The organism is Mesorhizobium sp. B2-8-9, assembly GCF_006439475.1.
Taxonomy (GTDB): domain Bacteria; phylum Pseudomonadota; class Alphaproteobacteria; order Rhizobiales; family Rhizobiaceae; genus Mesorhizobium.
In genome coordinates this window covers 1-14,769 of sequence record NZ_VFTQ01000029.1, presented here as the reverse complement: position 1 = coordinate 14,769, position 14,769 = coordinate 1, and the positions used below count along the sequence as shown (strand labels likewise).

The 14,769-nt window shown below is 63.9% G+C and carries 14 protein-coding genes; 11 read left to right on the top strand and 3 right to left on the bottom strand.

Going from position 1 to position 14,769, the window contains the following annotated elements:
• Positions 1 to 256: 256 nt before the first annotated feature.
• Complete coding sequence (locus tag FJ423_RS26590) at positions 257 to 883, bottom strand: isoprenylcysteine carboxylmethyltransferase family protein (protein ID WP_140845935.1); 627 nt, start codon at positions 881 to 883, stop codon at positions 257 to 259.
• Positions 884 to 1,086: 203 nt separating this feature from the next.
• Between FJ423_RS26590 and FJ423_RS26585 the strand changes: the two genes are divergently transcribed.
• The 5 genes from FJ423_RS26585 to FJ423_RS26565 all read left to right on the top strand — a co-directional run bounded on the left by FJ423_RS26585 (position 1,087) and on the right by FJ423_RS26565 (position 5,095).
• On the top strand, positions 1,087 to 1,866 hold the full coding sequence (locus FJ423_RS26585) for a hypothetical protein (protein ID WP_140845934.1): 780 nt from the start codon (positions 1,087 to 1,089) through the stop codon (positions 1,864 to 1,866).
• A gap of 122 nt (positions 1,867 to 1,988) precedes the next feature.
• Positions 1,989 to 2,345, top strand: a complete 357-nt coding sequence (locus tag FJ423_RS26580; protein ID WP_140845933.1) for a metalloregulator ArsR/SmtB family transcription factor — start codon at positions 1,989 to 1,991, stop codon at positions 2,343 to 2,345.
• Positions 2,332 to 2,832, top strand: a complete 501-nt coding sequence (locus tag FJ423_RS26575) for an SRPBCC domain-containing protein (protein ID WP_140845932.1) — start codon at positions 2,332 to 2,334, stop codon at positions 2,830 to 2,832. The genes FJ423_RS26580 and FJ423_RS26575 overlap by 14 nt, the downstream gene beginning before the upstream one ends.
• Before the next feature lie 151 nt (positions 2,833 to 2,983).
• Positions 2,984 to 3,661, top strand: a complete 678-nt coding sequence (locus FJ423_RS26570; RefSeq protein ID WP_140683150.1) for a winged helix-turn-helix domain-containing protein — start codon at positions 2,984 to 2,986, stop codon at positions 3,659 to 3,661.
• Between the two features lie 45 nt (positions 3,662 to 3,706).
• Positions 3,707 to 5,095, top strand: coding sequence for a HAMP domain-containing sensor histidine kinase (locus FJ423_RS26565; RefSeq protein ID WP_140845931.1), 1,389 nt, complete (start codon positions 3,707 to 3,709; stop codon positions 5,093 to 5,095).
• A gap of 215 nt (positions 5,096 to 5,310) precedes the next feature.
• Here the strand turns inward: FJ423_RS26565 and FJ423_RS26560 are convergent, their stop codons facing one another.
• Positions 5,311 to 6,180, bottom strand: a complete 870-nt coding sequence (locus tag FJ423_RS26560) for a helix-turn-helix domain-containing protein (RefSeq protein ID WP_140845930.1) — start codon at positions 6,178 to 6,180, stop codon at positions 5,311 to 5,313.
• Positions 6,181 to 6,286: 106 nt separating this feature from the next.
• On the opposite strand from FJ423_RS26560, the gene FJ423_RS26555 reads away from it, so the two are divergent.
• From FJ423_RS26555 to FJ423_RS26535, 5 genes are all read left to right on the top strand, one after another.
• The gene (locus tag FJ423_RS26555; RefSeq protein ID WP_140845929.1) at positions 6,287 to 7,555 is read left to right on the top strand and encodes an ABC transporter substrate-binding protein; all 1,269 of its coding nucleotides are present in this window, start codon (positions 6,287 to 6,289) and stop codon (positions 7,553 to 7,555) included.
• A gap of 181 nt (positions 7,556 to 7,736) precedes the next feature.
• Complete coding sequence (locus FJ423_RS26550; protein ID WP_140845928.1) at positions 7,737 to 8,597, top strand: sugar ABC transporter permease; 861 nt, start codon at positions 7,737 to 7,739, stop codon at positions 8,595 to 8,597.
• Entirely contained in the window at positions 8,594 to 9,430 is an 837-nt protein-coding gene (locus FJ423_RS26545; RefSeq protein ID WP_140845927.1) for a carbohydrate ABC transporter permease, read from the top strand. The genes FJ423_RS26550 and FJ423_RS26545 overlap by 4 nt, the downstream gene beginning before the upstream one ends.
• Positions 9,431 to 9,495: 65 nt before the next feature.
• Positions 9,496 to 10,581 (top strand): sn-glycerol-3-phosphate ABC transporter ATP-binding protein UgpC, encoded by a 1,086-nt coding sequence (gene ugpC, locus FJ423_RS26540; protein ID WP_140845926.1) that lies wholly within the window; start codon positions 9,496 to 9,498, stop codon positions 10,579 to 10,581.
• Between the two features lie 58 nt (positions 10,582 to 10,639).
• Positions 10,640 to 12,667 carry an aldo/keto reductase gene (locus tag FJ423_RS26535; RefSeq protein ID WP_140845925.1) on the top strand — a complete coding sequence of 676 codons (2,028 nt, stop codon included), beginning with the start codon at positions 10,640 to 10,642 and terminating at the stop codon, positions 12,665 to 12,667.
• Positions 12,668 to 12,887: 220 nt separating this feature from the next.
• On the opposite strand, the gene FJ423_RS26525 is transcribed toward FJ423_RS26535, so the two are convergent.
• Positions 12,888 to 13,316, bottom strand: coding sequence for an Lrp/AsnC family transcriptional regulator (locus FJ423_RS26525; protein ID WP_140845924.1), 429 nt, complete (start codon positions 13,314 to 13,316; stop codon positions 12,888 to 12,890).
• Between the two features lie 128 nt (positions 13,317 to 13,444).
• Between FJ423_RS26525 and FJ423_RS26520 the strand changes: the two genes are divergently transcribed.
• Positions 13,445 to 14,548, top strand: coding sequence for a saccharopine dehydrogenase family protein (locus tag FJ423_RS26520; protein ID WP_140845923.1), 1,104 nt, complete (start codon positions 13,445 to 13,447; stop codon positions 14,546 to 14,548).
• Positions 14,549 to 14,769: the final 221 nt, after the last annotated feature.

Below are 14,769 nucleotides of genomic sequence, written 5' to 3'. Positions count from 1 at the left end.
TCCCAGCCTCGTCATCCACGGGCGGAGCGACGCGAGCGGAGCGCAGACCCGAGGATCCATTCCGTGACCTTGGCCGAGGAATGCGGCGAAGCAGATTCTGCACCGTGGCAACGCCTCGACGTCACGGAATGGATTCTATGGTCTGCGCGCGTCGCTTCGCTCCTTGCTCCGCCATAGAATGACGACCTGACAAGCGCGTCAGCCAATCTTCAGGCATGCCGCCTGCCAGCGCAGACAAAGCGGTTTTACCGGAAAACTAATAGACCGTGAAAAGCGTCGGCAGGTCGCCGCTGAGGCGCAAATATTCGACCGCCTCGATCACCGGAAACAAAGCCAGGAAATAGAGCCCGTCGCGGAACGTGTTCCGCAGCGCGCCCGTCGAAAACAGCCACTGCGCCTCGTCGCGGTAAAGCAGCGGATTTGGCCAGAAGGACGGCGTGCGTTCGGCATAAGCCGCGTAAGCCGCACCGAATTTGCCGGCGAGATACTCGGCCTCCTTGCGCGCGGTGAAGCGGAAGACGAGGAAGCTCGCCAGGCCGAGCATGACGGCCGCTAGCAGCGAACCGAACATCAGCCCGATGCCTGCCGTGCCGACCGTCGAGAAGAAATAGAGCGGGTTCCGGGTTATCGAGAACGGGCCGGACACGATCAGCTCGTCATTCTTCCTGCCGCCGACGAAGAGGATGCTCCACAGCCGGCCGAGGAAGCAGATCAGCACCATCGCGAAGCCGATCGTCTCCATGACTTCGTGACCGTCCGATCCCTCGGCCAACGCCGGCTTGCTGAACAGGAGCAGGATGACGGCAAGCACGGCGGCCAGCTGCACGACGATCAGGCGCTTATGCTGGTCGAACGCATTCGGCGTCGATTTGGGGGATGCCATTCTTCTCACCGCTCCGGCGCAGCCAGGGGGCGCCAAGGCTTGTCTATCTCTTCGCTGGCGGCATGACGAGGCTCGGCGGATGTTTTTGGCCAACCTTACGAATTTGTAAGAACGCGGACAGGCCGCGGTGAATTCGCCTGCCTAATTTGGGCGTCGCCGCCATACGGAATTCGAGGCGGCTCGAACGAACAACGGATCGCGCCATGATCTCTCAAGCCGACAACCTCACCCCCAACCGCGTCCCGGACGTCACCATCGATTTCTGGCTGGTCAAGATCATGGCGGTGACCATGGGCGAGACGGCGGCCGACTACCTCGCCGTGAAGCTCGGCCTCGGCCTTACTGTCACGTCCTTGATCATGGGCGGCATCCTCATCGTCGCGCTCGTCCTGCAATTCGCACAGAAACGCTATGTACCTTGGGCCTATTGGCTCGCCGTCGTGCTGATCAGCGTCGTCGGCACCCTGGTCGCCGACAACCTCATCGACGATTTCGGCGTGCGGCTGGAGACGACGACCATCGTCTTCTCGGTCGCCCTCGCACTGACTTTCGCGGTCTGGTATGCCAGCGAAAGGACCCTCTCGATCCACACCATCTTCACCGCCAGGCGCGAGATCTTCTACTGGCTGGCGATCCTCTTCACCTTCTCGCTCGGCACGGCTGCCGGCGATCTGGTGGCCGAGCGCTTCGATATCGGCTATCTCGCTACCGGCCTCATCTTCGGCGGCGTGATCGCGGCGATCGCTTTTGCCTGGTTCTTCCTCGGCCTGAACAGCGTCCTCGCCTTCTGGCTTGCCTATATCCTGACCCGGCCGTTCGGCGCCTCCTTCGGCGACCTGCTCTCGCATCCGGTCGACTATGGCGGGCTGGGCTTCGGCGCCACCTTCACCAGCCTGATTTTCCTCGGCTGCATCGTGGCCATCGTTCTCCATATGACGCTGAGAAAACTGATCGACGAAGACGAGCTGGCGCTCCTCGACTAGAGCATGTCGCGATTGACCGTAAGCTGCAGCAGCGAGACTGGCTCGGTCCGGGAGGGCCGGCAGCGCAGCCCGCCCGCTATCCCCTTGCGCACCGCTCAACGATGCGCTAGATACTGAACCAAATGGTTCAGTATCCGAAAGCCCGCCTCGATGTCTCGTTCGCCGCGCTCTCGGACGCCACACGGCGCGGCGTTCTGGAGCAGCTCGGACGCGCGGAGGCCTCGATCACGGACCTTGCCGAGAAATTCCACATGACCCTCACAGGCATGAAGAAGCATATCGGCGTCTTGGAACAGGCGGGGCTCGTCACCACCCGGAAAGCCGGGCGGGTGCGGACCTGCACGCTCGGCCTGCGCGGACTGGAGGAAGAGGCGGCTTGGATCGAGAGCTACCGCCGGCTTTGGGACGCACGCTTCGAAGAGCTGGACAAAGTTGTCGAGGAACTGAAACGGAAGGAGGAAGTCGATGGAACGGAGTGAGCCTGCTCGCACGACAGTAGAACGGAGGTCCGACCGTGAGCTGGTCGTTACGCGAACCTTCGACGCCCCCGCACGCATCGTGTTCGAGGCGTGGACCAAGCCCGAACTGTTCAAGCGGTGGTGGGCGCCCAAGTCTATGGGCATGATCCTGCGTTCCTGCGAGATGGATGTTCGCGTCGGAGGCGGGTACCGTTTGGCGTTCGGCCATGATGCCTCGAACCCCGCCGAGTTCTTCGGCCGGTATGTCGATGTGGTGCCGTACTCGCGCCTCGCCTGGACCAATGACGAAGGCGGCGACGGTGGACCCGTCACCACGGTGACCTTCGAGGAAAAGGGTGGCAAGACGCTGCTGGTGATGCACGAGCTCTATCCCTCGAAAGAAGCTCTCGACGCTGCCGGCACCGGGGCGGCCGATGCGATGGGCGAGACGTTCGGGCAACTGGACGAGCTTCTTCTCACGCTGGGCGCGAGCGCGGGACGACCATGAGGTCGCTCTCGCCGCCGGCCGCCCGGTTCTTCGCCGCTGCCGTCGGCGGTCGCGACGGATATCGGCTGTCCCTCGCAAAAATGTGTAGCGGCACTCGGTCTGAAAGCTCGTAAAAACAAATGGTTGAGGTGGGCAAGGACGGCACCGGACAATGCGACTTCTGCTTGTTGAAGACGATCCGAGAACCGCGGATTATATCGTCAGGGGACTGACCGAGGCCGGCCATGTCTGCGATCTCTTGCGCGACGGTCATGACGGGCTCTTCGCCGCGACCCGCAACGCCTATGACGTGATCGTCGCCGACCGCATGGTGCCCGGCCTCGACGGCCTGTCGATGATCAAGGCGGTGCGTGCCGCCGGCATCCGCACGCCCGCTATTTTCCTCACCTCGATCGGCGGCGTTGACGACCGGGTCGAGGGCCTCGAGGCCGGCGGCGACGACTATCTGGTCAAGCCGTTCGCCTTTTCCGAGCTGCTTGCCCGCATCCATGCGCTCGGCCGCCGGCCGGCGGCGCAGGAGCAGAAGACGGCTTTGCGTGTCGCCGACCTCGAAATGGACCTTATCCAGCGCCGCGTCACCAGGCAGGGCCAGCCGATCGACCTGCAGCCGCGCGAGTTCAGCCTGCTCGAAGTGCTGATGCGCGGCGAGGGCCGCGTCATCACCCGCACCATGCTGCTCGAGCGCGTCTGGGATTTTCATTTCGACCCCAAGACCAGTGTCGTCGAGACGCATATCAGCCGGCTCAGGGCCAAGGTCGACAGGCCCTTCGACGTGCCGTTGATCCACACCGTGCGCAACACCGGCTACAGCCTGCATGTCCCGGCCTGATCTTGCCTCCGCAATCGCGGGGCGGCCAACCGCTTCCGCGATCGCATGAGCGGGACGCGCTCCAGCCTGCTGCGCAGCACGCCGTTCCGGCTGGCGCTGACCTTCGCCTTCCTGTTCCTGCTGGCCTTCATCCTGTCGGGCGCGATCGTCTATCAGCTGATGAGCGCCTCGCTCGCCAGGCAGCTCGATCAATCGATCAAGGAGACCTATTCGCTCATCGCCGCGACCCATGCCGAGGGCGACGAGGAGGACCTCATTTCAACCGTCAGGGACCATGCCCAGTTCAGCCAGGACAAGGACGAAATCTTTTCCCTCACCGATCGGAACGGCAACCGTCTCGCCGGGGATTTCACCGCCTCCAGCCTGCCGAACGGCTTTTCCATGTTCGCCGCCGACTTGCCGGGCGTGCCGCCCGATACCCAATATCGCGCCTATTCGGGCACGGTCGGCGGCAACAAGCTGACGGTCGCCTTCTCGCTTTCGGAAACCGAGGATCTGGAAAGGATCGTGTTGATGAGCTTCGGCTGGGCCACGCTCTTCATCACCGTCCTGGCGATCGGCGGCGGCGCCGTGCTTGCCTCGCGCGTCCAGCGCCGCCTCGACGGCATCGCCAATACTATGGTCGACGTCTCGCATGGGCGTCTCGATGCCCGCATCCCGCTGACCGGCAATGGCGACGACATCGACGCCGTCTCGGCCCAGGTGAATTCCGCGCTCGATCGCCTGTCTGCCCTAGTCGACGGCATGCGCGAGGTGAGCGCCAACATCGCCCATGACCTCAAGACGCCGCTCAACCGGCTGCAGATGATCCTGGAATCCGCCGCCGACAAGACGGTGTCGGGCGAGGATGTCTCGACCGAGCTGACCGACGCCCGCACCGAGAGCCAGCAGATCAACAGCACGTTCGACGCTTTGCTGCGCATCGCCCAGATCGAAGCCGGCGCCCGCAAGGCGCGCTTCGTCGATCTCGATGTCGGACCGGTCGTCGAGACCATTGGCGAAGTCTATGCCGATGTCGCCGAGGACGACGGCAAGTCTCTGTCCACCGTGATCGTTCCGGATACAAAATGGTATGTGCACGGCGACCGCGACCTGCTCATGCAGATGCTGGCCAATCTGGTCGAGAACGCGCTCAGGCATTGCCCGCCGGGCACCGCGATCGAGCTCGCGGTGACCGGGGCAGGCAACCACGTCCTCATTCATGTCCGCGACAATGGCCCGGGCATTCCCGCCGAGGAGCGCGAAAAAGTGTTCCGCCGGCTCTATCGGCTCGATGCCAGCCGCACGACGCCCGGCAGCGGCCTGGGCCTCAGCCTTGTCAAGGCGGTGGCCGACCTGCATGGCGCCGCGATAACGCTCGAGGACCGCAATCCGGGCCTCGGCGTGACCGTCAGCTTTCCGGCCGTGGGAACTCCGGTGACGTCGTCATTCTAGGGCGGAGCAAGGAGCGGAGCGACGCGCGCAGACCCTAGAATCCATGCCATTAACTTCTGCCGGGAAATGCAACGGTGCAGAAGATTCTGTAACCGCTGCAACGCCTTAACGTCACGGCATGGATTCTAGGGTCTACGCGGTACGCTTCGCTTCCCGCTCCGCCCTAGAATGACGATCGCGATGGGCGACGACGGGTGGGCGACCGTCGGCCATTTTTACCGCCCGCCGCCCGCCCGGCGGAAATCGGAGGGCGACATGCCGGCAAGCTTGCGGAACGATTTGTTGAAGGCGCTGAGCGAGCCGAAGCCTGAGTCCATGGCGACCCTCAACACATTGGCGTCCTCATGCATCAGGAGCGCCTGCGCGTAGCTCAACCGCAGCAGATTGACATATTCGTTGAGCGTCATGCCGGTCGATTTCTTGAACAGGCTCATGGCGTATTTGGGATGGATGTCGGCGGCAGCGGCGATGGTCACGCAGTCGACGTCGTAGAGGAAATTCTCGGCGATGAAATCGCACATGCGCCCGACATTACGGGAGGACTGCTGGTCGAAGGCATTGCCGGCGCCTTGGCCAGCCACCCTTTCCGGAACCAGCCGGTAAGGCTCGAAGCGTACCCGCTCGAGCCGCAGCAGCAGCTCGTTGACGGCATGCTCGGCCCTCGCCGGATCGCCCGAGCGCGCATATTCGTTCCAGCGCTTGAAATTGTCGTTGTCCGACTGGTCGGTCGCATTGGTCACCAGCGTCGCGCCGGTCATCAGCCGGTGGCGTATGTCGGCCGGCAGATGCAGGCGGAAGAAATGCACCAGCGGCAGATGCGCGCCGGCATAGACGGCGTCGTCGGAAAGATCGTCCATCTGGTGCGGCAGGCCGCCCCAGAACAGGCACATCTCGCCGGCCGACAGCGAGATCTCATGCTCGGCCATGCGGTAATGCACGCGGCCCTGCACGATGAAATTCACCTCCACCTGGGCGTGCCAGTGCGGTTTCAGCATCACCAACGGGTGGTTGTAAAACATCTGCAGCATGAGCGGCAGTCCTTCGACGCTGCTCGCGCCAGGCTGGTAGAATGGACGCTCCGGCATCTTACTTTCCGCCAACTTCTTATTCCCTCTGACGGCGACAAGCCTTCCGCGCCGCATAGTCTAGCCACGCTCACAGTGAGAGAGCAAATGAAATGGGAGGATTTCAATGCGCACTACACTGACCTGCGCCGCGCTTATGCTTGCCCTGGGCTCCGGCCCGGCGCTGGCGCAGTCCGGCGAGATCACCATCTGGAGCTGGAACATCGCCGCCTCGTCATTGAAGGCGACGGTCGAGGGCTTCAACAAGAAATACCCCGACATCAAGGTCACGGTTCAGGATCTCGGCAACCAGCCCACCTATGACAAATCGATCGCCGGCTGCGCCGCCGGCGGCGTCGGCCTGCCCGATATCGTGTCGATCGAGAACGGCGAGGCGGAGAATTACTGGAGCCAGTTCCCGGACTGCTTCGTCGACTTGCACACGCTGGGCTACACGGCGGAAGACCAGAAGAAATTCCCCGATTTCAAGCGCACCGAGCTCGAAGTCGGCGACAAGGCCTATGCCATGCCCTGGGATTCCGGCCCGGTGGCCGTCTTCTACCGCCGCGACTTCTACGAGAAGGCAGGCGTCGACCCGGCCTCGATCAAGACCTGGGACGATTTCATCGCCGCCGGCAAGAAGATCCAGGACGCCAATCCGGGCGTGTCGATGACCAATGCCGATTTCAACGGCGACACCGAATTCTTCCGCATGATCTCCAACGAGCAGGGCTGCGCCTATTTCGCCGAGGACGGCCAGTCGATCACCGTGGCCGAGCCGAAATGCGTCGACGCCATGACCAAGGTCAAGGAGATGAAGGACGCCGGCATCGTGTCGTCGGCGGACTGGTCGACCAAGATCACCAACAACACCGCCGGCACCGTCGCCAGCCAGGTCTATGGCGGCTGGTATGAAGGCACGATCCGCACCGAATCGCCGAAGGAGAGCGGCAAGTGGGGCGTCTACCTGATGCCGAGCCTGACCGCCGACGGCCCGCGCGCCGCCAATCTCGGCGGCTCGTCCCTGGCCATCACCTCGGCCTCCAAGAACAAGGAGGCGGCTTACGCCTATCTGAAATACACGCTTGAGACCAATGACGGCCAGATCACCATGCTGAAGGATTTCGGCCTGGTGCCGTCGCTGATCTCGGCGCTCGACGATCCTTACGTCTCGCAGCCGCAGCCCTATTGGGGCGGCCAGCCGGTCTGGAAGGATATCCTGGCCACGCTGCCCAAGGTGGTGCCGAGCCGCGGCACGCAGTTCCAGAGCGACGCCGAGATCATCGTCCGCGCGGTGCAGACGAAATATCTGGCCAACGGCTATCCCGACGCCAAGGCCGCGCTCGACGACGCCGCCAAGCAGATCGCCGCCGCGACAGGTTTGCCGGTTAAATAGGCACCGCTCCACCTTCTCCCCTTGTGGGAGAAGGTGGATTGGCGCGCAGCGCCAAGACGGATGAGGGGTGTTCCAGCGGAGTGAGACGTTGGCGTTCCCTGGAACACCCCTCATCCGGCCGCTTCGCGGCCACCTTCTCCCACAGGGGGAGAAGGCAAAGACAGACGAAAGGAGGAAGCTGATGCGCACCCAGAACGCCACCGCGTACCGCTTCCTCACGCCCTATCTTTTGATCTTCGCCATCTTCTGGATCTGGCCGATCATCTCTTCCTTCATCATCTCCTTCCAGGCGACGCGCACCGTGCCGTGGCGCTTCGCGCCGACCTTCAACTGGGGCCGCCTGATCGGCGACCCCGCCTTCTACAATGCGCTGAAGAACACGCTGCTGATCCTGGTCATTCAGGTGCCGGTGATGATCTCGCTGGCGATCGTCATGGCGGTGCTTTTGAACTCGCCGCTGTTGAAGGCGCGCGGCCTCTACCGCTTCGCCTTCTTCGCCCCGGTTGTGGTCGGCGAGGTCGCCTATTCGGCCGTCTTCCGGCTGATGTTCAGCCTCGATTTCGGCATCGTCAACAAGCTCCTGGAGAGCGTCGGCATCTCAAAGATCGACTGGTTCTCCAACGTCACGCCGGCCATGGCGCTGATCATGATCGCGGTGACCTGGCGCTGGGCCGGCTACAACGCCATCATCATCCTCGCCGGCCTGCAGTCGATCCCGGAGGATGTCTACGAGGCGGCGACGCTCGACCGCGTCAGCAGGGTGAAGCAGTTCTTCTACATCACCTTGCCGCTGCTGAAGCCGGTCATCGTCTTTTGCGCCGTGCTGTCGATCATCGGCACTATGCAGCTCTTCACCGAGCCGTTCCTGATCACCGAGCGCGGCGGCCCGGGCGGCGGCACCGAGACGCTCGGCCTACTGCTCTACCGCCAAGGCTTCCGCTCGCTAAATTTCGGCTACGCCTCGGCCGTTGCCTATACCATGGCCGGGCTCGCCATCGCCATCACCCTGGTGCAGCTCTGGCTGATGAGGGAGCCGAAATGACTTCGCGCTCGCAAAGACGGCTCGGCCGCGTCATTGCGCTGCATCTTTTCCTGACGCCGCTGGCGCTGGTCTGGCTGTTTCCGCTGTGGATGATGGTGGTGTTCTCCACCATGCCGGACAACGGCATCTTCAGCCCCGGCATCGAGCTCCTGCCGCATGACAATTTCCTCGACAATGTCGCCAACCTGCAGCGCGACACCAACTTCATCGGCGCCATCGGCATCTCGGTCTCGGTGGCGGTGACCTACACGGTCCTTTCGGTGCTGCTCACCTCGATGGCCGGCTGGGCGCTGGCGCGCTACGAATTCCATGGCAAGGGCGCGGTCGTCGCCATCATCTTCGGCACCATCACGCTTCCCTATGCGGTGGTGCTGATCCCGCAATTCATCATGGTGGCGCGCGACTTCGCCTTGGCCAACACCTGGATCGCGCTGATCGTGCCGCCGCTGTTCAATTCGCTGGGCGTGCTCTTCATGCGCCAGGCTTTCTCGATGATGCCGGCCGAGCTGTTCGACGCCGCCCGCGTCGAAGGCGTCAAGGAATGGCGCATCTTCCTGTTCGTGGCGCTGCCGCTGGCCCGCCCGATGCTGGCGGCGCTCGCGATCATCCTCTTCCTCGCCTCCTGGAACAACTATCTCTGGCCGCTGCTGATCAACAGCCAGCCGGGCGCGATGACCGCGCCGGTGGCGCTCGGCACGCTGATCGGCCTGACCAAGGTTTCGTGGGGCGGCATCATGGCCGGCGCCGTGATGCTGACGGTGCCGATGCTCGTCGTCTTCGTGCTCTTGCAGCGCCATTTCATCGCCGGCATCGCCGCCGGCGCGGTCAAATAGGAAGCGCGAGATGCCTCGCCGACTGGGACACAGAATGATGCAACCTAACTACATCTCGCTCTGACATGGCGGCCGTCACCCTCACCAATGTCGTCAAACGCTTCGGCATCTTCGAAGTCGTCCACGGCGCCAACATCGACATCGCCGACGGCGAGTTCGTCGTCTTCGTCGGCCCCTCCGGCTGCGGCAAGTCCACGCTGCTCAGGATGATCGCCGGGCTGGAGGACATCAGCGGCGGCGACATCGCCATCGGCGGCAAGGTTATGAACGATGTCGAGCCGGCCGACCGCGGCATCGCCATGGTGTTCCAGTCCTACGCGCTCTACCCGCATATGACGGTGGAGCAGAACCTCAGCTTCGGGCTGAGGATGAACGGCAATCCGAAGGCCGACACCGAGCGCCGGGTGAAGCGAGCGGCGGAAATCCTGCGCATCGACGAATTGATGCAGCGGCGGCCGAAGCAATTGTCGGGCGGCCAGCGCCAGCGTGTCGCCATCGGCCGCGCCATCGTGCGCGAGCCGCAGGTCTTCCTCTTCGACGAGCCGCTGTCCAATCTCGACGCCGAACTCAGGGTGCAGATGCGGGTCGAGATCTCGCGCCTGCACAAGGAGCTCGGCGTCACCATGATCTATGTGACGCACGACCAGACCGAGGCGATGACGCTGGCCGACCGCATCGTTGTGCTCAAAGCCGGCAATGTCGAGCAGATCGGCGCGCCGCTCGATCTCTATGACGACCCGGCCAACCGTTTTGTCGCCGGCTTCATCGGCTCGCCGAAGATGAATTTCCTCAGCGCCAAGGTCGTCGAGACGACGAACAGCGCCGCGATTATCGAGCTCGCCCATCACGGCGGCGCCAGATTGCGCAAGCCGCTTTGCGAGACTTTTCCCGCCCTCGGCGCCGAGGTCGTGCTCGGCGTCAGGCCGGAGCATTTCTTCGAGGCCGGCCAGGGCGATTGCGACATCCCGGTCAAGGCCGACGTCGCCGAGCATCTGGGCTCGGTGAGCTATGTCTACGCCAATGCGGGACCCGAGGAGCTGATCGTCGAGCGCGAGGCTTCGCGCCAGCGCGCCAGCGGCGACCATTTCACGGTCTCGATCAAGGCGGAACGGGCGCTGCTCTTCGACAAGGCGGGCGCCAGGATCCGCTGACCCGCAAAATTTTCTTTGCCGGCACGCCAGGCGTAGCGGCGACCATGGAGAATTCGACATGACATCTGGAAAAATCCGCTGGGGCATTCTCGGACCCGGCAGCATCGCGAAATCCTTTGCCGGCGGCGTGGCGGGGTCGCGCAACGGCGAGCTGGTCGCGCTCGGCGCCCGCAATCCCGCCAAGCCGGGCCTGGCCCAGACCTTTCCGGGCGCGCGCATCCTCGACGGCTATGACGCGCTGCTCGCCGACAAGCAAGTCGATGCCGTCTATATTTCGATCCCGCATCCGGGCCATGCCGAATGGGCGATCAAGGCCGCCGAGGCCGGCAAGCATGTCTTGTGCGAGAAGCCGCTGGCGCTGACCGCCTTCGAGGCCGACGCCATGATGCATGCGGCGCGCAAGGCCGGCACGTTTCTCGGCGAAGCCTTCATGTACCGGCTGCACCCGCAGACGCTGCAATTGGTCGAGCTGATCAAGTCGGGCGCCATCGGCGAGATCCGCATGATCAAGTCGAGCTTCGGCTTCGCCATGCCGGGCTTCATGCCGGAACATCGGCTCTATGCCAACGACATGGCCGGCGGCGGCATTCTCGATGTCGGCGGCTATCCGGTGTCGATGGCGCGGCTGATCGCGGGCGCCGCCGCCGGGCAGCCTTTCCTCGAGCCGGACAAGGTCGTCGGCGCGGCCCATCTCGGCCAATCGGGCGTCGATGAGTGGGCCTCGGCGCTGCTGCACTTCCCGGGTGGCATCGTCGCCGAGATCTCCTGCAGCATCTCGCTCAACCAAGACAATGTGCTGCGCATCTTCGGCACCAAGGGTCAGATCGAGGTGCCCGATTTCTGGTTCGCCGGTGGCAACCGCGACGTCGGACCGGGCCGGATCGAGGTGATCCGGTCCGGGGCGGCTCGCGAGGTGATCAGCCTCGACGAGACCCGCCATGTCTATTCCTTCGAGGTCGATGCCGCCGGCGAGGCGATCCTGGCCGGACGGCAGGAGTTCGCCTGGCCGGGCATGGGCTGGGCCGACAGCCTCGGCACGCTGCGCGTTCTCGACAAATGGCGTGCCGCGGTGGGCCTGGAATATGACATCGAAAAGCCGGCTAAGCGCGTCAACACCCTCTCTGGCCGGCCGCTGCGGACCGATGGCAAGGCAATCGGCAAGCGCGCCATTCCCGGCCTGCCGCGCGCAATGTCGCTGCTGGCGCTGGGCTTCGAGGATTTCCGCACCTTCTCCTCCGGCTCGATCCTGCTCGACGCCTATTTCGAGGCCGGCGGCAATCTGTTCGACACCGGCTTCGTCTATGGCGCCGGCTACACCGAGACGCTGCTTGGCCAGTGGCTCAGGAATCGCGGCGTGCGCGAGCAGTCGGTGATCATCGCCAAGGGCGCGCATTCGCCGCTCTGCTATCCCGACGTGATCGGCAAGCAGCTGGCACAGTCGCTCGACCGGCTGCAGACCGACCATGTCGACATCTATTTCATGCATCGCGACAATCCGGACGTGCCGGTCGGCGAATTCGTCGACGCGATGGATCGCGAGGCCAAAGCCGGCCGCATCCGCGGCCTGTTCGGCGGCTCCAACTGGACGATGGAGCGCATGGATGCGGCCATTGCCTATGCCGAAAAGAACGGCAAGCAGAAGCCCGGCGCGCTCTCCAACAATTTCTCGTTGGCCGAGATGCTGGAGCCGATCTGGGCCGGTTGCGTCACCTCCTCCACGGATGCCTGGAAAGCCTGGCTGACGGCAAGGCAGATGCCCAACTTCGCCTGGTCGAGCCAGGGCCGCGGCTTCTTCACCGACCGCGCCGGCCGCGACCGGACCGAAAATGAGGAGCTGGTGCGGGTCTGGTATTCGGAAAAGAATTTCGGCCGCCGCGACCGCGCCATCGAGCTGGCGCGAAAACTCGGCAAGAGCCCGATCCATGTCGCGCTCGCCTACGTGCTGGCGCAGCCCTTCCCCTCGGTCCCGCTGATCGGCCCGCGCACGCTGGGCGAGCTGGAGGACAGTCTTAGGGCGCTGGATATCAAGCTGACGCCGGAGGATGTAGCGTGGCTGGATGAGGGGCCAGAGAGACGCAGGGCTTGATCGGAGCGAGGAAAAACAAACGCCCCATTCCTTCGCCCCCCTCTCTGCCCTGCCGGGCATCTCCCCCTCAAGGGGGGAGATCAGATGTCACGCCGGCTTTCGCCAATCACCAATGCTGCAGAAAAGGCGCCGGCGCCGAGGCTGCCAATCTCCCCCCTTGAGGGGGAGATGTCCGGCAGGACAGAGAGGGGGGCCTCGCGCCAACATCTCAGACCCCCGCCTACCGATCCACCCGCGTCGACAGAATAATCGACGAAGACGTCCGCTCGACCCCGTCCATCGCCCCAATCTTGTCGAGCAGCGCGTCGAGGTCGCGGATCGACGGCGCGTCAACGATGACGATCATGTCGAAATTACCGCTCACCGAATGCACCGTGCGGACCGGCGGCATGGCCTGCAGGCTGCGCACCACCTTGTCGGCGAGTTTCGGCGTGACGGTGAGCAGCACATGCGCCTTGACCAGCCCTTGCTCATAATCGGGCGACAGCCTGACCCCGTATCCGGTGATGATGCCGCGCTGCTCCAGCCGCTCGATGCGGCTCTGCACCGTGGTGCGCGACACGCCAAGCTGGCGCGCGAGCTCGGCGGTCGAGGCGCGCGCGTTGGCGCGCAACAAGGTAAGCAGGGCTTGTTCGGCTTCACTGATCATTTCGACGAAACCTTTCGGCAAATCGCTCAAACTTAAGTTTCATATTGCCAGATTCCACGCTTCTTTTCGACAGGCAAGCTGCGAGGATTCTCGCCAAATCGAATTCAGCATTGGCAGGGGATATGATCATGAAGAACATCGTTGTCGTCGGCGCCGGCAAGATCGGCTCGACCATCGCTGAAATGCTGAACGCCACGGGCGACTACCACGTCACGCTGGTCGACCGCTCGGCGGCTCAGCTTGCCGCCGCCGAACTGCCGGCCGGCGTTGCGACGCAGGAGCTCGACATCACTGCCTCGGGTGAGCTCGAAAACGTGCTTGCCGGCAAATTCGCCGTGCTCAGCGCCGCGCCCTTTCACCTCACCACGCGCATCGCCGAGGCGGCCGCCGCCACTGGCGTGCATTATCTCGATCTCACCGAGGACGTCGTCTCCACACGCCGCGTCAAGGAGCTGGCGCGTGACGCCAAAAGCGCCTTCATCCCACAATGCGGCCTGGCGCCGGGCTTCATCTCGATCGTCGCCAACGATCTCGCCAGCCGCTTCGACACGCTGGAAAGCGTGCGCATGCGCGTCGGCGCGCTGCCGCAATATCCATCGAATGCGCTCAACTACAACCTCACCTGGAGCACCGACGGCGTCATCAACGAATATTGCGAGCCCTGCGAGGCGATCGTCGAGGGCGAGCTGATCGAGGTGCCGCCGCTGGAGGAACGCGAGGAGTTCTCGCTCGACGGCGTCACCTACGAGGCCTTCAACACCTCCGGCGGCCTCGGCACTTTGGCCGAGACGCTGAAGGGCAAGGTGCGCACGCTGAACTACCGCACCATCCGCTATCCCGGTCACGCTGCGATCATGAAGGCGCTGCTCAACGACCTTGGGCTCCGCCACCGCCGCGACGTCCTGAAGGACATTTTCGAGAGCGCCCTGCCGGCGACGCTGCAGGACGTGGTCATCGTCTTCGTCACCGTTTCGGGCCGCCGCAACGGCCGCCTGCTGCAGGAGACCTACGCCAACAAGATCTATTCGCAGCGCGTCGGCAACATCGTGCGCAGCGCCATTCAGATCACCACCGCCTCAGGTATCTGCGCCGTGCTCGACATGCTGGCCGACGGCTCGCTGCCGGCGAAGGGCTTTGTCAAGCAGGAAGACATCGCCCTCGACGCCTTCCTCGCCAACCGCTTCGGCCGCGCCTACGCCCAGCACGAGATGGTAAGCCGGCTGGCGAGCTGAGGTCTCTTCCTTCTCCCCTTGTGGGAGAAGGTGGATCGGCGCGCAAGCGCCGAGACGGATGAGGGGTGTTCCAGCGGAGTGAGAGGCTTGCTTTCCCTGGAGCACCCCTCATCCGTCGCCTTCGGCGACACCTTCTCCCACAAGGGACCTGTTGCGCAGTTAGCAAGGACAGGCTCGCGGAGCGATTTGGTCGCGAGGCCTCGCTCCGTTTTGGCTTTTGG